This is a genomic window from Sphingomonas pruni NBRC 15498 (genome assembly GCF_001598455.1).
GTDB classification, from domain to species: domain Bacteria; phylum Pseudomonadota; class Alphaproteobacteria; order Sphingomonadales; family Sphingomonadaceae; genus Sphingomonas; species Sphingomonas pruni.
Genome location: NZ_BCYZ01000013.1, coordinates 1 through 21,752, shown reverse-complemented (window position 1 = coordinate 21,752; position 21,752 = coordinate 1). Strand labels below are relative to the sequence as shown.

At 65.7% G+C, this 21,752-nt stretch carries 20 protein-coding genes; 9 read left to right on the top strand and 11 right to left on the bottom strand.

What is annotated here, in order from left to right:
- The first annotated feature begins 34 nt into the window (after positions 1-34).
- The 4 genes from SPR01S_RS05760 to SPR01S_RS05745 all read left to right on the top strand — a co-directional run bounded on the left by SPR01S_RS05760 (position 35) and on the right by SPR01S_RS05745 (position 5,070).
- Entirely contained in the window at positions 35-1,240 is a 1,206-nt protein-coding gene (locus SPR01S_RS05760; RefSeq protein WP_066586277.1) for a hypothetical protein, read from the top strand.
- Positions 1,241-1,312: 72 nt separating this feature from the next.
- Positions 1,313-3,007: a sensor domain-containing diguanylate cyclase gene (locus SPR01S_RS05755; protein ID WP_066586275.1), complete on the top strand. Its 1,695-nt coding sequence runs from the start codon at positions 1,313-1,315 to the stop codon at positions 3,005-3,007.
- Between the two features lie 94 nt (positions 3,008-3,101).
- Positions 3,102-3,305, top strand: coding sequence for a hypothetical protein (locus SPR01S_RS05750; protein ID WP_066586273.1), 204 nt, complete (start codon positions 3,102-3,104; stop codon positions 3,303-3,305).
- A 37-nt stretch (positions 3,306-3,342) separates the two neighbouring features.
- A complete protein-coding gene (locus SPR01S_RS05745) occupies positions 3,343-5,070 on the top strand; it encodes a long-chain-fatty-acid--CoA ligase (RefSeq protein WP_245661885.1) in 1,728 nt (575 codons plus the stop codon).
- Here the strand turns inward: SPR01S_RS05745 and SPR01S_RS05740 are convergent.
- The 6 genes from SPR01S_RS05740 to SPR01S_RS05715 all read right to left on the bottom strand — a co-directional run bounded on the left by SPR01S_RS05740 (position 5,051) and on the right by SPR01S_RS05715 (position 10,926).
- Positions 5,051-6,070 (bottom strand): C13 family peptidase, encoded by a 1,020-nt coding sequence (locus SPR01S_RS05740; RefSeq protein WP_084250977.1) that lies wholly within the window; start codon positions 6,068-6,070, stop codon positions 5,051-5,053. The two genes, SPR01S_RS05745 and SPR01S_RS05740, sit on opposite strands and share 20 nt — an antisense overlap.
- 83 nt (positions 6,071-6,153) lie before the next feature.
- Positions 6,154-7,209 carry a dihydropteroate synthase gene (gene folP / locus SPR01S_RS05735; protein ID WP_066586271.1) on the bottom strand — a complete coding sequence of 352 codons (1,056 nt, stop codon included), beginning with the start codon at positions 7,207-7,209 and terminating at the stop codon, positions 6,154-6,156.
- 114 nt (positions 7,210-7,323) lie between these two features.
- Positions 7,324-8,466: a site-specific DNA-methyltransferase gene (locus SPR01S_RS05730; protein WP_066586269.1), complete on the bottom strand. Its 1,143-nt coding sequence runs from the start codon at positions 8,464-8,466 to the stop codon at positions 7,324-7,326.
- Positions 8,467-8,652: 186 nt separating this feature from the next.
- Positions 8,653-9,270: a ribonuclease HII gene (gene rnhB, locus SPR01S_RS05725; protein ID WP_066586266.1), complete on the bottom strand. Its 618-nt coding sequence runs from the start codon at positions 9,268-9,270 to the stop codon at positions 8,653-8,655.
- Between the two features lies 1 nt (position 9,271).
- Positions 9,272-10,039 (bottom strand): bifunctional hydroxymethylpyrimidine kinase/phosphomethylpyrimidine kinase, encoded by a 768-nt coding sequence (thiD, locus tag SPR01S_RS05720; protein ID WP_066586263.1) that lies wholly within the window; start codon positions 10,037-10,039, stop codon positions 9,272-9,274.
- Entirely contained in the window at positions 10,036-10,926 is an 891-nt protein-coding gene (locus SPR01S_RS05715; RefSeq protein WP_066586261.1) for a prephenate dehydratase, read from the bottom strand. The genes thiD and SPR01S_RS05715 overlap by 4 nt, the downstream gene beginning before the upstream one ends.
- A 317-nt stretch (positions 10,927-11,243) precedes the next feature.
- On the opposite strand from SPR01S_RS05715, the gene SPR01S_RS05710 reads away from it, so the two are divergent.
- Positions 11,244-11,894 (top strand): c-type cytochrome, encoded by a 651-nt coding sequence (locus SPR01S_RS05710; RefSeq protein WP_066586257.1) that lies wholly within the window; start codon positions 11,244-11,246, stop codon positions 11,892-11,894.
- 147 nt (positions 11,895-12,041) lie between these two features.
- Here the strand turns inward: SPR01S_RS05710 and SPR01S_RS05705 are convergent, their stop codons facing one another.
- The 3 genes from SPR01S_RS05705 to SPR01S_RS05695 all read right to left on the bottom strand — a co-directional run bounded on the left by SPR01S_RS05705 (position 12,042) and on the right by SPR01S_RS05695 (position 14,453).
- Positions 12,042-12,977 carry an LOG family protein gene (locus SPR01S_RS05705; protein WP_066586254.1) on the bottom strand — a complete coding sequence of 312 codons (936 nt, stop codon included), beginning with the start codon at positions 12,975-12,977 and terminating at the stop codon, positions 12,042-12,044.
- Between the two features lie 105 nt (positions 12,978-13,082).
- The gene (locus SPR01S_RS05700; protein WP_066586251.1) at positions 13,083-13,754 is read right to left on the bottom strand and encodes an extensin family protein; all 672 of its coding nucleotides are present in this window, start codon (positions 13,752-13,754) and stop codon (positions 13,083-13,085) included.
- A 57-nt stretch (positions 13,755-13,811) separates the two neighbouring features.
- Positions 13,812-14,453, bottom strand: coding sequence for a DUF4328 domain-containing protein (locus tag SPR01S_RS05695; protein WP_066586248.1), 642 nt, complete (start codon positions 14,451-14,453; stop codon positions 13,812-13,814).
- Between the two features lie 148 nt (positions 14,454-14,601).
- Here SPR01S_RS05695 and SPR01S_RS05690 point away from each other — a divergent pair, with 148 nt between their 5' ends.
- The 4 genes from SPR01S_RS05690 (at position 14,602) to SPR01S_RS05675 (ending at position 20,004) form a co-directional block, all read left to right on the top strand.
- Positions 14,602-15,765 (top strand): phosphoserine transaminase, encoded by a 1,164-nt coding sequence (locus SPR01S_RS05690; protein ID WP_066586245.1) that lies wholly within the window; start codon positions 14,602-14,604, stop codon positions 15,763-15,765.
- A gap of 106 nt (positions 15,766-15,871) precedes the next feature.
- Entirely contained in the window at positions 15,872-17,449 is a 1,578-nt protein-coding gene (gene serA / locus SPR01S_RS05685) for a phosphoglycerate dehydrogenase (protein WP_066586243.1), read from the top strand.
- A gap of 24 nt (positions 17,450-17,473) precedes the next feature.
- Positions 17,474-18,586, top strand: coding sequence for an ATP phosphoribosyltransferase regulatory subunit (locus tag SPR01S_RS05680; RefSeq protein ID WP_066586242.1), 1,113 nt, complete (start codon positions 17,474-17,476; stop codon positions 18,584-18,586).
- Between the two features lie 116 nt (positions 18,587-18,702).
- Positions 18,703-20,004 (top strand): adenylosuccinate synthase, encoded by a 1,302-nt coding sequence (locus tag SPR01S_RS05675; protein ID WP_066586240.1) that lies wholly within the window; start codon positions 18,703-18,705, stop codon positions 20,002-20,004.
- 153 nt (positions 20,005-20,157) lie between these two features.
- Here SPR01S_RS05675 and SPR01S_RS22110 read toward each other — a convergent pair whose 3' ends face one another.
- A complete protein-coding gene (locus SPR01S_RS22110) occupies positions 20,158-20,466 on the bottom strand; it encodes a hypothetical protein (protein ID WP_084250976.1) in 309 nt (102 codons plus the stop codon).
- A 138-nt stretch (positions 20,467-20,604) separates the two neighbouring features.
- Positions 20,605-21,681, bottom strand: coding sequence for a chorismate synthase (gene aroC, locus SPR01S_RS05665; RefSeq protein ID WP_066586236.1), 1,077 nt, complete (start codon positions 21,679-21,681; stop codon positions 20,605-20,607).
- Positions 21,682-21,752: the final 71 nt, after the last annotated feature.

The window sequence follows — 21,752 nt, the reverse complement described above, 5'->3', positions numbered from 1 at the left end:
TATCCAGCGCCGCAAACCAAAGCGGGGAGATATCATGCGACGCCATTTGATTCCGTTAGCGGCCGGCACCGCGGCCATCGCGACGATCGTCAGCATCGGTTATTCGGCACCGCCGGCGGCAGCTCCGAAGGCGCGTTACCAGATGGACGTCGCGACCACGTCCGGCTTCGGCGCGGGCGGCGCCAATCCGATGAAGATGATGTTCGGCGGCGGTCGCGGAGGTTCGGTCGCGCACACGCTGATTCTGCGCCTGGGCTCGACGCTGGCGCCGGCTGGAGGGGCGCCGCAGGCCGATCATTTCATGCCCGCTGGCATGCAGCTGGGCCCGTCGGTTCCACTGACGTCGCCCCAGCCGACGCCGACCGGAGAGATGCCGGGCGAGATGCGCCGGCCCAAAGGCCGCCTGCTGATCTTCTGGGGCTGCGGCGCGCATGTCGGGCCGGGCCAACCGGTGATCGTCGACTTTTCCAAACTCGGCCAACAGCAATTTCCGCCGGGCCTGTTCACCGCCGACGTGCCGGTCGACCGCGGCCCGACCGCGAGCAACTCGCGCACCTATGGCGAATGGCCCAACAGCCAATCCAACAAGTCGGCCAAGCCCGGCTCCTCGCTGATCGGCGATCATCGCGTCGCGGGCAATTATTCGCCGGAGATCAAGTTCGCGCTCGATCAGGATTTCATGGCGCCGCTGAACGGGCGAGGCAGCGAGCAATCCGACGGATCGCAGATGCTCAGCTGGAATTCGGTACCGCAAGCGACCGGCTATTATGCCTGGCTGATCGGCGCGCAGGGATCGGGCGGCGAAGGCGCCGACATGGTGTGGTGGACGTCGGCGAGCGGCAAGCAATTCGGTGGCGGCCTGGCCGACTGGATCGCCCCCGACGTGGTTCCCGGCCTGATCGCGCGTAAAATCGTGATGCCGCCCAGCCAGACGAGTTGCCAAATCCCGGCCGAGGTGAAGCGCGCGGCCGGCGGGTTCATGATGACCCAGCTCTATGCCTATGGTCCCGAACGCGATTTCGCCTATCCGCCGCGTCCGGCCAATCCGCGTCTGGCATGGAAGCCGGACTGGACGGCGAGGGTCCGCTATCGCTCCAATACTACGGTCATGCTCGGCATGCCGGGAATGGAGGACATGGGCGACAATGACGGCGGCGCCGCGAACGGCAATGGCGGCAACGAAGCTCCGAAAAAGAAGTGCAAACCGCGGATTACGCTAGGCGGATTCAAACCGTGCTGAGCAAGTAGACGAATCAGCATGGCTTGCGCGAGATTTACCAATAATTTGGGGTCGCCGGCCTAGGGCTGAATCATGCGCTTAGCCGGTCTGCCCGCCTTGCTGATGACGGCCCTATTACTGGCTATCTCCTCGCTATGGCCGGTTCCGGCCCAGGCGCGGAGTGCCGTCGTTGGCGTGCCGCTGTCGACGTGCATCGCCCCAGCGCGGGCGGGCGACCGGCCAGGCGCCATGTTCGGCGCGACTGCGCGGTTCGATTGCACGCATCGCCAGACCTGGTTCGGCTCGGGCGATTTTTGGGTGATTTCCCAGCCGCTGAGCGCGATTCCCGACATGCAGAACCGATCGCGCGTGCGCGTCGGCAGCCTGTGGCAGGAAGCGACGACGCTCTATGCCCTTTATCCCGACGGGAAGATCCGCGGCTGGCGGTTTGACGGCCGCCAGGCGACCCGCCATCTTCAGCTGGGCGCGATGATCGAATGGCCGCTGCCGACCGATATCGGTCCGCCGGTACGGCTGATGTGGCATGTCCAGGGAGCGGCCAATCTTCGCGGCATCCTGATCGCGCCGACCATCGCCACACCGCATGAGTCGGGCCAGGCGAACCTGGAGATGGCAGCGCTATATGCCGGGTTCGGGGGACTGTGCCTGGCATTGCTGATCTACAATCTCGCGATGTGGGGAGCGTTACGCCATCCCTTTCAGCTGGCCTATTGCGCAATGGTTGGGGCGCTGATGCTCTACGCGCTGACCTCGTCGGGCGCGCTCGCCTGGCTCAACCCGACGATGCTCAACAACGACCGCTTGCGCCTCAACTACGTGCTGCTGTGCACGGCAGCCGCCACTGCCTTGACCTTCGCACGCTATTTCTTCGTACCTGCGGTGACCGCAGGCTGGGTGGGCAAGTCGATCAGCGCGATCACCGCCGCCTCCGTGGTCGCAACGGCTTTCGTCGCCTTGTTCGCGCCCTGGCAGATTCACATACTCGACGCCCTGTTCTCGCTGGCGTTTGCGGCGATCATCGTCGTCGTCGTTCCCATCATCCGCCGCGCGCGCGCTGAGCGCAGCCCCTATCTCTGGCTGTTCGCGCTCGCCTGGGCCGCGCCGATCCTGTTCGCGACCCTCCGATTGCTTGGCAACCTGACGCTCATCCCCTGGAGTTTCTGGCTCGACAATTCGACCCTGGTATCGATGGCGTTCGAGGCGGTCATCTCGACCTTGGCGATCGCTTATCGCATCCGCCTCCTGTCGCTCGAACGCGACGACGCGCTCGAGCGCGAAGTGATCGCTGCGCGGCTGGCCGACACCGACCCGTTAACCGGCCTGCTCAATCGCCGCGCCTTCCTGCGCCAGGCGATCGGCCGCGAGGGCAAGCAACAGCTGATGCTGGCCGATCTCGACCATTTCAAGCGAGTCAACGAAACATTGGGTCATGATGGTGGCGATGAGGTGCTGCGCGTCTTCGCTCGCGTGCTGCGCCAGGCCGCGCCGGGCGCATTGATCGCGCGCATGGGTGGCGAGGAATTCGCCATCCTGAGTCCCGCCGACCGCGCGATCACGCCCGATGCCGTGCTCGCAAAGCTGCGGTCGGCCCGTATGCCGTTCGACTTGACCGTGACCGCCAGTATCGGCGCCTGCACCGGGCCGATCGCCAACGAAGCCGATTGGAAAGCGATGTATCGACGCGCCGACCGCGCTCTGTTCGATGCCAAGCAGGCCGGCCGCGACCGCGCCCGGTTCGCGCCGGCGATCGCCGTCCGCGCCGCCTGATACTCGTTTCGCCTGCGCAATCGCGCCGGATCGCCGCGACTTTAGCTTGTCGCTTTCCCGACCGCGCTTTATAGGAGCGGCTGGAGGCGCGGGAATGCGTAAGCGTAATTCGATGGTCGCGTTGGGGGCGTTGCTTGCGCTCGTCGCCCTCGTGCGTCACCCGACCGCCGATATCGAGATTCTGACGCATCGCGAAGGCGATCCGACGCCGCACCGTATCCAGGCGGCGGTCGATCTGGGCGTGGTCGCGGTCAAGTTCCTGCTGACCTGGACCGGCGGCAACACGATCGACCGCTGAGTTCGCTTGCCGCCGGACCGGCCGGGCGCTTACATCCATGTCAATGACGCAAGATATGGAAAATCCGTGGCGCGGCAGCGCCTATCGTCACCCCACGCCATGGGCGACAGACTTTCCGCCCTTGTCGCTGGTGGACATGTTCGAGAATAGCGCGCGAACCTATCCCCAACGACCGCTGCTCGATTTCCTTGGCCGCCGTTATTCCTATGCCGAGGTGGCGGATGGTGCCGCACGCGTCGCAACCGGGCTGGCGCGGATGGGCTATGGGCCGGGCGACCGGATCGGTCTGTTCCTGCCCAACGTCCCGCATTATCTCGCCGCCTATTTCGGCGTGCTCAAGCTGGGCGCGACGGCGGTCAATTTCTCGCCGCTCTACACCGCCAGCGAACTGGCGCATCAGGTCGAGGATTCAGGAACCAAGCTGCTCTTCACGCTCTCGGCGAGCGCGCTGCTGCCGACCGCGCTCAAGGTGCTCGACCAGAGTGGGCTCGAACGGCTGGTGGTGGGGTCGGTGGCGGGCGCGTTGCCGGCGGCCAAATCGCTTTTCTATCGGCTGTTCCGCGGCAAGGAAGTGGCCAAGCGGCCCGACGATCCCCGCATAACCGCCTTTTCCGCGCTGATCGCCAATGATGGCGTCCACGATTTCCCGGCAATCGACCCCGCGACCCAGATCGCCCTGATCCAATATACCGGCGGCACGACCGGCACGCCCAAAGGCGCGATGCTGACGCACCAGAATCTGTCGGCCAATGCCCGTCAGGTCGAAGGGCTGGATCCGCACCCCGGCGATGACGATCGGATCATCGGCGTGCTGCCGCTGTTCCACGTCTTCGCCAACACCTGCGTGATGAACCGCACGGTCGCCAATGGCGGCATGATCGTGCTGCTGCCGCGCTTCGACGGCGCGCAGGTGCTCGCCGCCATCGCGCGGACCAAGGCGACCGCGCTGCCCGGCGTGCCGACCATGTACCAGGCATTGCTCGACCATCCCAAGCTGGCGTCGTCCGACCTCTCCAGCCTCAAATATTGCATCTCGGGCGGCGCCCCGCTGCCCGCCGAGGTCAAGGCCAAATTCGAAGCGGCGACCGGCGCGCGGGTGATCGAGGGCTATGGCCTGTCGGAGAGTTCGGGTGTCGTCTCGTGCAACCCTTATGAGGGTGAGGGCAAATTGGGCACGATCGGCCAGCCGATCCCATCGACCGAAGTGCGGCTGGCCGACAAGGAGGATGCGTCGCGTCCCGCCCCGGCCGGACAGCCCGGCGAGATACTGGTCCGCGGTCCTCAGGTCATGAAGGGCTATTGGAACCGGCCAGACGCCGATGCGGAGGTGTTCGTGCCGGAGGCGGGCGGCGCCTGGCTGCGCACCGGCGATGTCGGCACGATCGACGCGGACGGCTTCATCCATGTCGTCGACAGGCTGAAGGACATGATCGCGGTCAGCGGGTTCAAGGTGTTCCCAAGCCAGGTCGAAGCTGTCCTCTACCGCAATCCCGCGGTGAAGGAGGCGTTGGTGATCGGCGTTCCCGACACCTATCGCGGCGAGCAGCCACGTGCCTATGTGACGCTCAACGACGGCGCCACCGCGACCGGCGACGACATCAAGGCGTGGCTCAATCCGCAGCTCGGCCATCACGAGCGCGTCGATCAGGTCGTCGTGCGGCTCACCCTGCCCAAAACGTTGGTCGGCAAGCTCAGCCGCAAAGAGCTCGTCGCCGAAGTGCAGGCCGAAGCGGACGGTTCGAAAATCAGCGCCCCTGGTCGCTGAGAATCGAGATTGCCGGGCGGCCGACCATCGCCGTCACGGTCTTCGGCATGCGGGCTTCGAGCGGGGCGAGCCACTTGCCGACGCCGCTGCCGATCGAGATCTGCGGCTGCGACGGCGTGACATCGGCCTGCTTTTCCCATTGCGCGATCAGCGCGCGCGCGTCTTCCCCGGCTTTGGCGAGCGGCACCGGCTGGCGTAGTGCATGGTTGACCATCGCATCGCCGAAGAAGGTCCAGTCGCGATCCGCGGCGCACCCGAACGAGGTGCGATCGGCCGAGGCCGCGGTGAATAACGCGGTCGTCTCATTCGCCAGCGCCGGCACGAACACACCCGAATAACAGGCCGACAGGATCAACAGCCGGTTCCTGATCCCGAGCTCCTCGAACATCCGCGCCATCCGCGCCGGCGAGATGATTCCGAACCCCTCGTCGCCGTCATGATACGCCAGGCCCACCGGCGCGCCGTGCCCGGCGGTGTAGAGCACCAGCACGTCCTCGTTGCGGTCCATCAACTCGGCGATCCGCGCGAGCGTCAGCGCGAGCGCGCGCGGCGTGCCGTTGGGCAAGTCGCTCGGGCCCGAGCCGTCGGTGCCGGCAAGCACGATCGTGTGTCCCAGCGCATTGTAGCGCCGCGATAGCACCTTGCCCGCCTCGCGCGCTTCACGGCCGAAAATCGGATCGCTGTCGAGCCCGACCGCCAGGACATAGGCGTCGACCACGCCCTTCTTCTGCGGCTGCAGCGTAGCGAGCGCCTTGTCGAGCCGGCGCTGGTCGGCCAGCATCCAGACCGGCGATCGATCGCGCTCGAGTTCAGGGCCCAGCTCGAGCGACGCTTCCGCCGCCCCTTGATCGTCGCCGGTGCCGAGACCCGGCCAGGCGGTGGTATGCTGGGGCGCGACATAGGCGCTGGTCGCCTGACCCGTGGCCGAGCTCGCGAGTGACAGGCTGACAGCAAGCGCCGCTGTCAGCGCGACGAAGCGACGGACAAACTGGTGAGGCATGCGGTCGGGCCCCTGTTATCGTACGGCGAAACGTGGCGCGGTGATGGGAGAAGTCAAGCGGCGAGGCCGCTAGAGCAATTCGATCAGCGACCAACCAGCGCCTGGTCGCGCAGTCCACGCCACACTTTGAGCGCTTGGACCGTTTCGGGCACGTCGTGGACGCGCAGCAGCTGGACGCCGGCTTCCGCCCCCTTGAGCGCCAAGGCGATCGAGCCACCGAGTCGCTGGTCGGCGGGCGCCTCGTTCGACAGCGCGCCGATCATCCGCTTGCGACTGGCGCCGAGCAGGATCGGACAGTCCAGGCCATGAAACATGGCGAGCCCGTTCAGCAGCGCGAGATTGTCCTGAAGAGACTTGCCGAAGCCGATGCCCGGATCGACGATGATCTTCGCGCGATCGACGCCCCCGGCGACCACGGCGGCGATTCGCGCGTCGAGCCAGTCATAGACTTCGGTCAGGACGTCGCCGTAACCGCCGCCGCCATGCGGGCTCTTGGCCGGGTCGGGCGAGTGCATCAGCACGACTGGGCAGCCGGCTTTCGCCACCACGTCGAGCGCGCGGTCGTCCCATAGCAAGGCGGCGACGTCGTTGACGATCGCGGCACCCGCGGCGAGTGCCGCCTCCATCACCACGGCCTTGCGCGTATCGACCGACACCAAGGTCCCGGCCTGAGCGAGGCCGCGAATGACCGGTTCGACGCGGCGCTTCTCATCCTCTTCCCACACCAGTTCCGCGCCCGGCCGCGTGGATTCGCCGCCGACATCGATCAGCGCCGCTCCGGCCGCGGCCATCGCGACGCCGGCGGCGACCGGATCGTCCTGCGCGCCGCCATCCGAGAAACTATCCGGCGTGACGTTGAGGATACCCGCGACCGAAGGTTGATCGAAGCGCAACGTCCGGTCGCCCAGGGTCAGCGGCGGGCGGGCGCGCGTGATGTTTGCGTGAAGCGCGGCGGCACGTTCGTTGTCGGCGCCGAGCGTCCGCTCGAATTCGGCGATCGGGACGGTTCGCCTGGCGCCATTTTCGATCACTTCATAGGCGGCGAACCATTGCATCCCGCCCGCCAGCCGCGCGACCTCGCCATCGCGGCCGATCGGCGTATCGACGAACTGGACGGGTCGGAGATGGAGGTTGGCCATTCGCTTACTTCCGTCATGCCGGGCTTGTCCCGGCATCCACCGTGCGGCTCGAACCGCACGTCTCGGGTTTGCTGCACGGTGGACCCCGGCACAAGGCCGGGGTGACGAATATCGTCAGGGTTGGGTCGCCAACAGATAATTCTGCCGCAACGCGTCGATTGGCCGGAGTCCATCCACCGCCTCGAAATGCCAGAAGGTCCAGCCGTTGCACGCGGGCGCCTTTTGCAAGGTCGCGCCGAGCTTGTGGATCGACCCGGCCTGGCCGCACTCGCTCTTCAATGAGCCGTCGGCGCCCACGGTCGCCTTCCAGCGGCGCTTGGTGTCGGTCAGCACCGTGCCGGGGCTGAGCATCCCGTTTTCGACCAGCGACCCAAACGCGACGCGGGGCGCCGCTTTGGGGCTCTGCATCGTCGTCAGCGCCGATTCGTCGAGCGGCAAGGCTGCCGCGATGCGCTCCTCGGCTGCCTCGATATAGACCTGCTCGCGCTCGATCCCGATCCAATGCCGGCCAAGGCGCTTGGCCACCGCGCCGGTTGTGCCGGTGCCGAAGAACGGGTCGAGCACGACGTCGCCCGGCTTCGAACAGGCGAGCAGGATGCGGTAGAGCAAAGCCTCGGGCTTCTGCGTCGGGTGGACCTTAACCCCACCCTTCTTCAACCGCTCCTGGCCGCCGCAGATCGGGAATTCCCAATCCGAGCGCATCTGGAGCTCGTCGTTGAGCGTCTTCATAGAGCGGTAATTGAAGGTGTATTTCGCGCCCTCACCCGTCGACGCCCAGATCAATGTCTCATGCGCGTTGGTGAAGCGCGTGCCCTTGAAATTGGGCATCGGATTGGCTTTCCGCCAGACGATGTCGTTGAGGATCCAATAGCCGAGATCCTGGATCGCCGATCCGACCTTGAAGATATTGTGATAGCTGCCGATCACCCAGATCGAACCGTTATCCTTCAAGATGCGCTTCGCCTCGCCCAGCCATTCGCGGGTGAAGCGGTCATAGATCGCCAGGCTGTCGAACTTGTCCCAATCGTCGGTGACGGCATCGACATGGCTGCCGTCGGGGCGCGACAGGTCGCCGCCGAGCTGAAGGTTGTACGGCGGGTCGGCGAAGATCAGGTCGACCGACTTGGCCGGCAGCGCGCGCATCGTCTCGATGCAATCGCCCATGAGGATGCGGTCGAGCGGCAACTCGCCCGGGACCAGCACCGACGGCTGCCCAAGAGCGACCGCGCGCGCACTGACCTTTTCGATAACCCCCATCGGCAAACGCTCCCCCGCAATCACTCGCGCACGAAAACCGAGCGCGCGGACTCCGGTCAAGCGAAGTTTAGTTAACGACCTGGGTTACCAAATGGTTAAGGGAGCGGAACATTTTACGACCCGCACGAGATGTTGAGTCGCGAGTTATCCACAGCCCCAATCTATGGGGTGTGGCACAAAAGACTCTTAAAACGGCAGAACCGAAATTTCTTGTGACTGCGCTGCTTGGGCGACCGGGGCGAAGCTCCGCCGATGCAGCGGACTGGGTCCGTGCTCGCGCAGCGCGCGCAAATGTTCGGGCGCGCTATAGCCCTTGTTCGTGTGCCAGCCGTAATGCGGATAGGATTCGGCGTGGGTGATCATGATCGTGTCGCGCGTATGCTTGGCGATGACCGAGGCGGCGGCGATCGACATGCTGATGCCGTCCCCGCCGACGATCGCGGTCGCCTGATAGGTCCAGCGCGGCAGGCGATTGCCGTCGACCAGCACATGGCCCGGCGGGCATCCCAGCGCTTCGACCGCCAGCGTCATCGCCTTCATCGTCGCCCAATAGATGTTGAGGCTGTCGATCTCGTCGGCCTCGACGATCCCCACGCCAACCGTCGCGCAGTCCATCAGCCGGCCATGCAGGCGCGCGCGCTCGGCAGCGGTGAGCTTCTTCGAATCGTCGAGCCCGCGTGGGATACCCTTGGTCGGCAGGATCACCGCTGCCGCGACCACGGGGCCCGCCAGCGGCCCGCGGCCGGCTTCGTCAACGCCGGCAACTGGTGCGAGGCAGAGCTTCTCGTGTTTGAGGCCGGGCATTTCAACCTTCTATCTCGTCGAACGGGATCACGCCAAGAGCGTGTCCCAACGGCCCGTGGCCCTCGCCCAACCCCGGCGCTGACAGGATCGCGATGCGCACGAACCGAATTGCGCGCTCGACCGCGTCCTCAATTGTCATGCCGTCGCCCAATCCGGTCGCGATCGCGCTGGCAAGCGTGCAGCCGGTTCCATGGGTATCGGTGGTATCGAAGCGCTTCGCTTCCCAATGGCGAAGACGGCCAGTCGGCGAGTAGAGCTCGTCAACGATCCAATTGCCCTCGGCATGACCGCCCTTCGCCACCAGATGCGTGCCGTGCGCGAGCACCGCGTCCTTGCCGCCAAGCGCCTCAAGCTCGGGAATATTGGGCGTCGTCACCGACGCCAAGCCCATCAGCCGCTCGAACGCGGCGATCGTCTCCGCGTCGGCGAGCGTATCGCCACTGGTCGCGACCATCACCGGATCGAACACGATCGGCACGTCGAGCGACTCGAGCACGTCCGCCACCGCGTTCGCGGTCCCCGCCGATCCAATCATCCCGATCTTGACCGCGTCGACACCGATATCGGTCACCACCGAGTTGATCTGCGCGATCACCATCTCGGTCGGCACCGTCAGTACCGCCTGGACGCCAAGCGTGTTCTGCGCGGTGATCGCAGTGATCGCGGTCATGGCATGGCCGCCGAGCATCGTCACGGTCTTGATATCGGCCTGGATCCCCGCGCCGCCGCCCGAATCGGACCCGGCGATGATCAGGATGCGGGGCGTCATCCCCGTTTCCGCGCCTGCGGATAGCTGCCGAGCACGCGCATCCATTTCGAATGGAAGCCTAGTTCCTCCAGCGCGCGGTCGAGACTCTCGTCGCCTGGCCGACCCTCGACATCGGCGTAGAAATCGGTGGCCGCGAAGCTGCCGCCGCGTTGATAGCTTTCGAGCTTGGTCATGTTGACGCCATTGGTCGCGAACCCGCCCATCGCCTTGTAGAGCGCGGCCGGGACGTTCTTCACCTCGAAGATGATCGTCGTCATGAACGGACCGTCACCGGTCAGCGGCCGGCTGCCGCGCGCCAGGGTCACGAAGCGGGTGGTATTGTGCTCGGCATCGGCGATGTCGCTGGCCAGCGTCTGCAGTCCGTAGATCTTCGCGGCCGGAGGCGGCGCGAGCGCGGCGACCTTGGGGTCGTTAATCTCGGCGACCAACGCGGCGGCGCCGGCGGTGTCGGGATAGGCGATCGGCGTGATGCCATGCGCCTTCAGCCAATGGCGGCATTGGCCCAGCGCCTGGGGATGGCTCATCGCTTCCTTGACGCCGTCGAGCGGCCCGACGCCCATCAGGGCGTAGCGGATCGGCAGGAAATGCTCGCCGGTGATCACCAGCCCCGATTCGGGCAGCAGGAAATGGATGTCGGCGACGCGGCCGTGGAGCGAGTTCTCGATCGGGATGACCGCGCAATCGGCGCGTCCTTCCTTCACCGCATCGATCGCGTCGTCGAAGCTGAAGCACGGCAACGGCAGTCCGTCGGGGAACGTTTCCTCGACCGCGACATGGCTGTTGGCGCCCGGCGCGCCCTGAAACGCCACCGCGCGCTCAGGCTCGCGGGCAGCGGCTTCGGTCATCGCGGCAACGATGGGCTGGGCGGGTGCGGCGAAGTTCTCCATGGGCGGCGGCGATTAGAGAGGTGCCCCCATAGTAGCAACCCGAGCTTTGCTTGAGGCTTTTTTGACGCGCTCCAGCGCGTGGGACGGTGCCAGCCCGCGCCCCCACCCGACCGCCCATAATATAAGCTGATTGGGCGGTCGGGTGGGGGTGCGGGCGGAGCAGCCCAAGGTTCCGGCGATGCGCAGCATCGTTGGAAAGGCTGTGGAGGGCGGCACCGCGCGTGACCGCCAGGTCGCAAACAAACACTCCACCTTGCCCCCCGCGAATACGCTTACTAAAGGGCTGCTACTCAATTCAGGGGCGTACGCGAAAAATCATGTCCGACAAGACCAACACGATCGCTGGCTGGACCCTCGCAGGGTGCTTTGTCGCGCTTGGCGCCACGATCGTTGGCGGGATGATGTTCCACAGCGGCGAGCCCAAGAAGGAAGGCTATCCGGTTGAGGCGGTGGACGAAGGTAGCGGCAGTGGCGCCGCGGCCGAAGTGCCGATCGCGGCCCTGCTGCCTACCGCCGACGCCACCAAGGGCGCCGAAGTCTTCAAGAAGTGCGCGGCGTGCCACACGATCAACCAGGGTGGCGCCAACGGCATCGGCCCGAATCTGTATGCGACGGTCGGCGAAGCGGTCGCCCAGGGCAAGGCCGGGTTCGCCTTCTCCGACGCGCTCAAGGCCAAGGGCGGCAAGTGGGATTTCGATTCGCTCAACGCCTGGCTGACCAGCCCGCGTAAGTTCGCGCCGGGTACCAAGATGACCTTCGCGGGCTTGTCGAACCCGAAGGATCGCGCCGACGTGATCCTGTATCTCAACCAGCAGGGCTCGAACCTGCCGTTGCCGGCCGCGCCGGCCGCTGCCCCGGCGGGCAAGGATGCCGCGGCTCCGGCCGGCGGTAACACCACCGCGCCGGCTGAAGGCAATGCCACAGCGCCTGCCGATGGGAATACGGCGGCCCCGGCTGCGAAGAAGTAATCCGAAACATCCCTCCCCGGCGAAGGCCGGGGCCCAGTCGCGACGTCTTTGCCATGGCACGACGGTCGCGCCATTTCTGGCATCAGTGGAACTAGGCCCCGGCCTTCGCCGGGGAGGTGCATTTTTATCGTGGACCGGGCGAACCGCTCAGCGCGCCGTGTCAGCCTGCGCGGCGATCTCTTCCGCGGCGTGCTGCTCCGCTTCGGCTAGGCCAATATCCATCGACCGGTCCTGATAGAAGCGCTGGACGCATTCCCAGCCTTCTTCCGCGGTCTCGCAATAGCTGAAGATCTCGAGGTCTTTGGCACTGACTACGCCTTCCTCGACCAGCGCGTCGAAATTTACCACGCGCTGCCAGAATTCCTTGCCGTAGAGCAGAACGGGAATCGGCTGAATCTTGCCGGTCTGGATCAGCGTCAACAGCTCGAACAATTCGTCGAACGTGCCGAAACCGCCCGGAAACGCCGCCAGTGCGCGCGCATGGAGCAGGAAATGCATCTTTCGAAGCGCGAAATAGTGGAACTGCAGGCTCAGCCGCGGCGTCACGTACGGATTCGGCGCCTGCTCGTGCGGCAGCACGATGTTGAGACCGATCGATTCGGCACCGACATCCGCCGCGCCGCGATTGGCCGCCTCCATGATCGACGGGCCGCCGCCCGAACAGACGACGAAATGGCGACGTCCATCAGTGTCGACCGGGAAGCTCGACGCCAGCCGACCGAGTTCGCGCGCAACGTCATAATATCTGGACTTGGCGACCAGCCGCTCGGCAATCTTGCGTGACGTGTCGTCGGCCGCGGCATCCAGCAATGCCTGCGCCTTGTCCGGCGCGGGAATGCGTGCCGATCCATACATCACGAAGGTGGACGCGATTCCGGCTTCGTCGATGACCAGTTCGGGCTTGAGGAGCTCTAGCTGGAATCGGACCGGACGCAGATCCTCGCGGAGCAGGAAGTCCATGTCCTGGAAGGCGAGCCGATAGGCCGGGTCCTGGGTCTGTGGGGTGGAGACACCGCCCTTCGCGCGGTCGGCTTCCTGTTTCGCGCGCGGAAAGACGCGCGACGGTACTCGGGTATCAGTCATCCCAGCGCGTTAGAGCAAAGTCGTGACGGATTGAAGGGTTCAAAAAGAGGCCCTCCTCCGCAGCTCTTAAGCCCTCTCCCGTGTGCGGGAGAGGGAATTGGGAAATCACCGGCAGAAGCTCTTATGGTCGTCCTCGAGATGCAGGTGGTTGTGGTGCGCCGCATTATAATCGGGGCTGAGCACCGTTCCGAACCGCTTGCATGCGGATGTGTGGATCACCTCCAGGAAGCGCCGCACATCGTCGCTATCCGACCGCCAGTCATTCTCGATGGACACCCGCCGGCCGTCCTCCAGGATGAAGGCCGACACATCCACCGCATTGGCCAAGGCATGGCCCGACAATCGCTCGAACGGGGTGCCGATCGTGTTGCGACAGGCATAGGTACCGAACGTCTCGATCTTGACCAGGCGGCTGCCCAGGATCTGATAGGCGGCGGGAGCGACCGCATTGCGCGTCCAGCCGATGAATTCTTCGGCGAGGCCGCAGCGCATGGCCTTCAGCCCGGTAACCGGAACGCCGATATCGATCAGCTGCACCGCGCCGATGACGGTGCACCCGCCACCATAATCGCGGTCGGGCAACGGCGAATAGCGCACCCGCTCGCGCGACAAGTCGGCGTAGCACATCTGCGTCTCGCGGCTGGTCGGCATGTTGAGCGTGACCGGCGGCGCGCCAGCTGGACGGCGCGGCGGCGGAAGGCGGTCATTTCCTCCCCCGCCGAACAGGCAACCCGACAGCACGAAGCCGAGCAAGGGAACGAGACGCTTCACGCGCATCGATGTGCGCGAACATGGTTAACGAATCGCTAATCCTGCGACGGCGCGTGCTGTCGGTCAGGCGAAGGTCTCGGCGTAATCTGGTCCTCTGGCTTGAAGATCGTCGAACCGCTGAATCATCCTGATCAGCACGATCGCCAACGGTATGTCGATCGCCAAGGTCGCGATGTCGATCCAGTTAGACGCGATTAGGCTGGCGGCGTCGGCCTTGCCAAACGAGAGCCGAGTCGAAACGTTGCCCAGGACGTTGCTCACGAGCCACAACCCCCACCACCACCGCATCAGCGGCGGCACGGCGACCGAAGTCGGATCGTGCGGACTGACGCTGGCCTGCCAAGCCTCACGCAACCCCTGGAATGGCTTCCACAGAAGGGCGACCGGTATGAAGAACCAGCCGACATTCCATCCCGGCGTGACTGTCATCGAATCGGACATCGAATGTGCGTTGGCGTTCACCCGCATGATCCAACGAGCGACGAATATGATCGAGCTCAGCGTGGCTACCAGCAGCGCGACCCCGCCAGCGCCCGTTATCATGTCGGCCGTTTCGGGTGCTGGGCCCGTGCCGGAGGCGGCGCCGTTCAGCGCCGCTATCGTCGTCGCGGCGCCGATCGTATAGACCAGATCCGCCGCAAGCCACGCCAATACGGCGATAATCGCAGCCCGGCCGCGCCCGCCGGGATCCTTGAATTCGTACATTTTCGCCTCCCCCTTTGTACTGTGACCTAACCGGGCCGGCTCGCCGCCGTCCAGCGCAAGCTCCTTGACGCGGCGCACAATATCTTTAGGGCGGCCGACGGGCCACGCGGCCCCAACGCCGCGCGCGCTCTCTGCGAGGAGAGACTACATGACTGAATCTACCGTTGCCGTCGCTACCCGTGCGTCCATTGCGAAGCCCGCTACGAAGCCGGCCCGCCCCCATTTTTCCTCTGGTCCCTGCGCCAAGCCTCCGGGCTGGGACGCGTCGAAGCTCGCGGTCGAGGTGCTCGGCCGGTCGCACCGTTCGAAGCTCGGCAAGGCGCGGCTGCAATATGCCATCGATCTGATGCGCGAACTGCTCAAGCTCCCCGACACGCATCGTATCGGCATCGTCCCCGGTTCAGACACCGGCGCGTTTGAGATGGCGATGTGGACGATGCTCGGCGCGCGTGAGGTCACCGCGCTCGCCTGGGAAAGCTTTGGCGAAGGTTGGGTGACCGACGCCGTCAAGCAGCTCAAGATCGAACCGACCGTCGTCCGTGCCGATTACGGCCAGCTGCCCGATCTGAGCCAGGTCGACTGGTCGAACGACGTGCTATTTACCTGGAACGGCACGACCAGTGGCGTGCGCGTGCCGAACGGCGACTGGATTCCCGCAGACCGCGAGGGCCTGAGCTTTGCCGACGCGACCAGCGCGGTGTTCGCCTATGACCTGCCGTGGGACAAGATCGATGTCGCGACCTTCTCGTGGCAGAAGGTGCTGGGCGGCGAAGGCGGCCATGGCGTCCTGATCCTCGGCCCGCGCGCGGTCGAGCGGCTGACCGAATATACGCCGGCCTGGCCGCTGCCGAAGGTGTTCCGCCTCGTCTCCAAGGGTGCGCTGACCGAAGGCGTGTTCAAGGGCGAGACGATCAACACGCCGTCGATGTTGGCGGTGGAGGACGCGATCTTCGCGCTCGAATGGGCGAAATCGGTTGGCGGTGCCGCAGGCCTGATCGCGCGCTCGGATGCCAATGCCGCCGCGCTCGACAAGATTGTCGCCGAGCGCGACTGGCTCGGCCATCTCGCGGTGGATGAGGCGTCGCGGTCGAAGACCAGCGTCTGTCTGACGGTCGAGGGCGCCGACGAGGCGCTGATCAAGGCGATGGCGAGCGCGCTCGAGAAGGAAGGCGCCGCGTTCGACGTCGCCGGCTATCGCGATGCCCCTCCCGGCCTGCGCATCTGGTGCGGCGCGACCGTCGACACCGCCGATATCGAGGCGCTCGGGCCCTGGCTCGACTGGGCCTACGCGACCGCCAAGGCTTCCAACTAATATCCCGTCATCCCAGCGAAAGCTGGGATCTCGCGCCACAAGCGACGCGCTTGCTGCCTGAGATCCTGACTTTCGTCAGGATGACGTTTGCAGAAAGGCAAACGTCATGCCCAAGGTACTGATCAGCGACAAAATGGACCCCAAGGCCGCCCAGATCTTCCGCGAACGCGGGGTCGAGGTGGACGAGATCACCGGCAAAACGCCCGAGGAATTGAAGGCTATCATCGGCCAATATGACGGTCTGGCGATCCGCAGCTCGACCAAGGTGACCAAGGAAATCCTCGACGCGGCGACCAACCTCAAGGTCGTCGGCCGCGCCGGGATCGGCGTCGACAACGTCGATATCCCCGCCGCCAGCGCCAAGGGCGTGGTGGTGATGAACACCCCGTTCGGCAATTCGATCACCACCGCCGAACACGCCATCGCGTTGATGTTCGCGCTCGCCCGCCAGCTGCCCGAGGCCGATCTGTCGACCCAGGCCGGCAAGTGGGAGAAGAACCGCTTCATGGGCGTCGAGCTGACCTCGAAGACGCTGGGTCTGATCGGCGCGGGCAATATCGGCTCGATCGTCGCGGATCGTGCGCGCGGCCTGCGCATGAAAGTGATCGCCTACGACCCGTTCCTCAGCCCGGAGCGTGCGGTCGAGCTCGGCATCGAAAAGGTCGATCTCGACGATTTGCTCGCGCGCGCCGACTTCATCACGCTGCACACGCCGCTGACCGACCAGACGCGCAACATCCTGAGCCGCGATAACCTGCTGCGCACCAAGAAGGGCGTGCGGATCATCAATTGCGCGCGCGGCGGGTTGATCGATGAGGCCGCACTCAAGGAAGGTCTCGATTCGGGTCACATCGCCGGCGCCGCACTCGACGTGTTCGTCGAGGAGCCGGCCAAGGCAAGCCCGCTGTTCGGCACGCCGAACTTCATCTCGACCCCGCATCTGGGCGCATCCACGACCGAAGCCCAGGTCAATGTCGCGATCCAGGTCGCCGAACAGATGGCCGACTTTCTCGTCTCGGGCGGCGTCACCAACGCGCTCAACATGCCGTCGCTGTCGGCCGAGGAAGCGCCGCGCCTCAAGCCATACATGGCGCTGGCTGAAAAGCTCGGCTCGCTGGTCGGGCAGCTGACGCATGGCGCGATCGGTCGCATCTCGATCCATAGCGAAGGCGCCGCTGCCGAGCTCAACCAGAAGCCGATCGTCTCGGCAGTGCTGGCCGGGTTCCTGCGCACCCAGACCGATACGGTGAACATGGTCAACGCGCCCTTGCTCGCCAAGGAACGCGGCATCGAGGTGCGCGAAGTGCGCACCGAGCGGGAAGCCGATTACCACACACTGCTCCGCGTCTCGGTCAAGACCGAGACCGGGGAGCGCTCGGTCGCCGGCACCCTGTTCGGCGATCAGGCGCCGCGCCTGGTCGAACTGTTCGGCATCAAGGTCGAAGCCGATCTGGCAGGGCACATGCTCTATGTCGTCAATGAGGACGCACCGGGCTTCATCGGCCGCCTCGGCACGCTGCTCGGCGAATCGGGCGTCAATATCGGTACCTTCCATCTCGGCCGCCGCTCCGCCGGCGGCGAAGCGGTACTGTTGCTGTCGGTCGACGAGGCGGTAGACGCCGAGCTGATCGCCCGCGTGCGCCAATTGGCGGGCGTGAAGACGGTGATGGGGCTGTCGTTCTGAGCCGGGCGCGCTAAGGGGGCGGACGTGACTCACGCTCTGCTCCCTTCCGGCTTTCACGATCGGTTGCCGCCCGACGCCGATGCGGCGGCGCGGTTGGAGCGGCGTGTGCTCGATGCGGCGCACGCGCATGGCTATGAGCGGGTCGATCCGCCGCTTGCCGAATTCGAGGATGCGTTGGCGCATCGGCTGAAAGCGGCGCGCGCGCAGGACGCGGTGCGTTTCGTCGATCCGATCAGCCAGCGAACCCTGGCGATCCGGCCCGACATCACAGCACAGGTCGGACGCATCGCGGCGACGCGGATGGGGCACCATCCGCGCCCGTTGCGGCTGAGCTACGCCGGATCGGTATTGCGGCTGCGCGCGTCGGAGCTGTCGCCCGAACGCGAGCGGCGCCAGGCCGGGTGCGAGCTAATCGGGCTCGATACGATCGCCGCCGCGCAGGAAGTCGTCACCGTCGCAGTCGAAGCGCTCGAAGCGGCTGGGGTGACGGGCATCTCGATCGACTTCACCCTGCCCGATTTGCTGAGCACGCTCGCCGCCGGCCCGCTGCCGCTTGACGGCGTGTCGCTCGATGATCTGGCCGACCGGCTCGATGCCAAGGACGCCGGTGCCGTCGCGGCGCTGGCGCCCAGCTATCTTCCGATGATCGAGGCGGCCGGACCCTTCGAAACGGCGCACGACCGACTCTGTCGTTTCGATGTCGGCGGCGCGCTGCGGTCGCGGCTCGACGGGCTGTGGAAGGTCGCCGAGGCGGTGAAGGGTCGTGTCGCGCTGACGCTCGATCCGACCGAGCGGCATGGCTTCGAATATCAGACATGGCTCGGTTTCTCGCTGTTCGCCGATGGCGCGCGCGGCGAGATCGGACGTGGCGGCAGTTACATGATCGTCCACGAGGACGGCAGTGAGGAAACCGCGATCGGCTTCACGCTCTATATCGACGCGATCGTCGCGGCGGGGCTGGCGCATGACGAACGGCGGCGGCTGTTCGTGCCGCTGGGCAGCGATCCGGCGCTGGCTGCCAAGCTGCGCGGCGAAGGCTGGGTCACGGTCGCCGCGCTCGAAGCCGGCGATACGCCCGAGGCGCAATTGTGTACGCATATTTTAGCCGATGGTGAGGTTCGCACGATCACCACATAACCCAATCGTCACCCCGGACTTGTTCCGGGGTCCAACGAGCCTCAGGCGGTGTCGCCCGTGGATGGTTGGATGCCGGAACAAGTCCGGCATGACGAACTGAAGCGAAGGAATAGCAAGTGGCCAACGTAGCCGTAATCGGCGCCCAATGGGGTGACGAAGGCAAGGGCAAGATCGTCGACTGGCTGTCGGAGCGCGCCGACGTCGTCGTCCGCTTCCAGGGCGGGCACAATGCCGGCCACACACTCGTCATCGACGGCAAGACCTACAAGCTGGCCCTCCTGCCGTCGGGCGTCGTGCGCGGCACGCTGAGCGTGATCGGCAACGGCGTCGTGTTCGACCCTTGGCATTTCCGCGACGAAGTCACGCGGATCGGCGAGCAAGGCATCAAGGTCACGCCCGATCTGTTGCACGTCGCCGAGACCGCCCCGCTGATCCTGCCGCTCCATCGCGATCTCGACGCGCTGCGCGAGGACGCGCTCGATGCCGGCAATTCGGGACAGAAGATCGGCACCACGCGCCGCGGCATCGGCCCAGCCTATGAGGACAAGGTCGGTCGTCGCGCGATCCGCATCTGCGACCTGGCCCATCTCGACCAATTGGGACCGCAGATCGATCGCCTTTGCGCCCATCACGACGCGCTGCTCGCCGGCTTTGGCAAGCCGCCGGTCGACCGCGAGGCCTTGCTGGCCGACCTGAAGGATATCGCCGATTTCGTGCTGCCCTATGCCAAGCCGGTCTGGGTGACGCTCAACGCAGCCGGCGAGCGCGGCAAGCGTATCCTGTTCGAAGGCGCGCAGGGCGTGCTGCTCGACGTCGATCACGGTACTTACCCTTTCGTCACCTCGTCCAACACTGTCGCCGGCACCGCCTCGGCCGGGTCGGGCCTGGGTCCGTCGCGGGTCGGGTTCGTGCTGGGAATCGTCAAGGCCTATACGACGCGGGTCGGATCGGGCCCCTTCCCGACCGAGCAGGATAACGAGATCGGCGAATATCTCGGCACCCGCGGGCGCGAGTTCGGGGTCAATACCGGACGCAAGCGGCGCTGCGGCTGGTTCGACGCGGTCCTCGTTCGGCAATCGGCGGCGGTCAGCGGCATCACCGGCATCGCGCTGACCAAGCTCGACATTCTCGACGGGCTCGACGAGATCAAGATCTGCACCGGCTATCGCCTGGGCGACAAGACCTATGACTATCTGCCCCCGCATCCGCTCGATCAGGCCGCGGTCGAGCCGATCTACGAGACGGTGCCGGGCTGGTCCGAATCGACCGCCGGCGCGCGCAGCTGGGCGGAACTGCCAGCGGCTGCGATCAAATATATCCGCCGCATCGAGGAGTTGATTCGTTGCCCGGTGGCATTGGTATCGACCAGCCCCGAGCGCAACGACACGATCCTGGTGCGCGATCCGTTCGCGGACTGACCCGGCTCAGTGAAGCGCGAGCATAATTAAAAAAGATAGGGCCTGCCCCCGCAGTCGGTGCACGCCAGCACCGGCCGCGAGGACAGGCCCATTAGCCCCGACGGACCGCGCCTGGTCAGGCACGATCCGATTGCATGGGGTGGGCTGGGGCTATCAGTGCTTCTTTTTCTTCTTCTTGCCCGTATCCGCCGACATGTCGGTCGACGCTGACGTATCGGACGTCGCCGTCGAGTCCGTCGTAGTCGACGGCGCAGTAGCGGTGTCGGGGGTCGCGCTCGGCGCCGTCGCGTCGGGCGTCGCAGGGGTGGCTGGGGTTGCCGGCGTCGCGGGTTCCGCCGGGGTACCCATTGAGCCAGGCGTTGCCGGCGTAGCCGGCGTTGCGGGGGTCGCCGGGGTGGTTTGCGCCACCGCAACTCCCGAGACGCCGATGATCAAGGCGCCCGCAAGCATGACAAGCTTCATTCGATACTCTCCTGTCCTGAATGGACCGGAAAGGAAAAGGCTCAGTACCTAAAAGGCTCCGTCACGCCGGTCGTTACGTCCACTGAATCGAACGGCTTGCCGGTGATTGAGCCTGTATCGGGACTAACTGACGGAAACTTATCCGTTTTGCGCCCGATGCAGCAGCTTTTGATCGGCCAGGACCAGCGCCACCATCGCTTCGACGACGGGCACGCCGCGGATGCCGACGCACGGATCGTGCCGCCCCTTGGTGCGGATGTCGGTGGCCTCACCAGCCCGCGTGATCGTCTCGACCGGGGTCAGAATCGAACTGGTCGGCTTGAACGCGACGCGGACGCGGACGGGCTGTCCAGTGGAAATACCCCCGGCGATACCACCGGCGTGATTGGACAGGAAATGCGGGCCGCCAGTCTGGTTGCTGCCCGGCCGCATCGCATCTGCATTGTCCTCGCCGGTCAAAGTCGCGGCGGCGAAGCCGTCGCCGATCTCGACACCCTTGACCGCGTTGATCCCCATACAGGCATGGGCGAGCTCGGCATCGAGCTTGGCATAGAGCGGCGCACCCCAGCCCGGCGGCACCCCGGTCGCCTCGCAAGCGATCACTGCGCCCAGTGACGATCCCGACTTGCGCGCATCGTCGACCAGCTTTTCCCAGCGTGCCGCCGCCTGGGCGTCGGGGCAGAAGAACGGGTTGTTCCCGATCTCAGCCGGATCGAACCGCGCAGGGTCGATCGCATCCCCGCCAATCGCTTCTACCCAGGCCAGGATCGAGACTTCGGGGATAACCAGGCGGGCGACCGCTCCCGCCGCGACCCGACTGGCGGTCTCGCGTGCCGACGAGCGCCCGCCGCCGCGATAGTCGCGGAAGCCGTATTTGGCGTCGTACGCATAGTCCGCATGGCCGGGTCGATAGGCCTGGGCGACTTCCGAATAATCCTTCGACCGCTGGTCGACATTCTCGATCATCAGGCTGATCGGCGTACCGGTGGTGCGGCCCTCGAACGTACCCGACAGGATGCGGACCCGGTCCGGCTCCTGACGCTGCGTGGTGAAGCGCGACTGACCTGGACGGCGGCGGTCGAGGAACGGCTGGATATCGTCTTCGCTGAGGCTCAGCCCCGGCGGACAGCCATCGACGACCGCGCCGATCGCGGGCCCATGGCTTTCTCCCCAGGTCGAGAAGCGGAAGACGTGACCGAAGGTGTTGTAGCTCAACTGGAAAGCCCTCTCCCCTCCGGGGAGAGGGTTTGGGAGAGGGGGAGTCCGTCAAAGGAGCGTCCCCGACT

Excerpts from the sequence above, each read along its gene's own strand:
- SPR01S_RS05760 (WP_066586277.1), top strand. The coding sequence starts at position 35 with ATGCGACGCCATTTGATTCCGTTAGCGGCCGGCACCGCGGCCATCGCG.
- SPR01S_RS05755 (WP_066586275.1), top strand. The coding sequence starts at position 1,313 with ATGCGCTTAGCCGGTCTGCCCGCCTTGCTGATGACGGCCCTATTACTG.
- SPR01S_RS05750 (WP_066586273.1), top strand. The coding sequence starts at position 3,102 with ATGCGTAAGCGTAATTCGATGGTCGCGTTGGGGGCGTTGCTTGCGCTC.
- SPR01S_RS05745 (WP_245661885.1), top strand. The coding sequence starts at position 3,343 with ATGTCAATGACGCAAGATATGGAAAATCCGTGGCGCGGCAGCGCCTAT.
- SPR01S_RS05740 (WP_084250977.1), bottom strand. The coding sequence starts at position 6,070 with ATGCCTCACCAGTTTGTCCGTCGCTTCGTCGCGCTGACAGCGGCGCTT.
- folP (WP_066586271.1), bottom strand. The coding sequence starts at position 7,209 with ATGGCCAACCTCCATCTCCGACCCGTCCAGTTCGTCGATACGCCGATC.
- SPR01S_RS05730 (WP_066586269.1), bottom strand. The coding sequence starts at position 8,466 with ATGGGGGTTATCGAAAAGGTCAGTGCGCGCGCGGTCGCTCTTGGGCAG.
- rnhB (WP_066586266.1), bottom strand. The coding sequence starts at position 9,270 with ATGCCCGGCCTCAAACACGAGAAGCTCTGCCTCGCACCAGTTGCCGGC.
- thiD (WP_066586263.1), bottom strand. The coding sequence starts at position 10,039 with ATGACGCCCCGCATCCTGATCATCGCCGGGTCCGATTCGGGCGGCGGC.
- SPR01S_RS05715 (WP_066586261.1), bottom strand. The coding sequence starts at position 10,926 with ATGGAGAACTTCGCCGCACCCGCCCAGCCCATCGTTGCCGCGATGACC.
- SPR01S_RS05710 (WP_066586257.1), top strand. The coding sequence starts at position 11,244 with ATGTCCGACAAGACCAACACGATCGCTGGCTGGACCCTCGCAGGGTGC.
- SPR01S_RS05705 (WP_066586254.1), bottom strand. The coding sequence starts at position 12,977 with ATGACTGATACCCGAGTACCGTCGCGCGTCTTTCCGCGCGCGAAACAG.
- SPR01S_RS05700 (WP_066586251.1), bottom strand. The coding sequence starts at position 13,754 with ATGCGCGTGAAGCGTCTCGTTCCCTTGCTCGGCTTCGTGCTGTCGGGT.
- SPR01S_RS05695 (WP_066586248.1), bottom strand. The coding sequence starts at position 14,453 with ATGTACGAATTCAAGGATCCCGGCGGGCGCGGCCGGGCTGCGATTATC.
- SPR01S_RS05690 (WP_066586245.1), top strand. The coding sequence starts at position 14,602 with ATGACTGAATCTACCGTTGCCGTCGCTACCCGTGCGTCCATTGCGAAG.
- serA (WP_066586243.1), top strand. The coding sequence starts at position 15,872 with ATGCCCAAGGTACTGATCAGCGACAAAATGGACCCCAAGGCCGCCCAG.
- SPR01S_RS22110 (WP_084250976.1), bottom strand. The coding sequence starts at position 20,466 with ATGAAGCTTGTCATGCTTGCGGGCGCCTTGATCATCGGCGTCTCGGGA.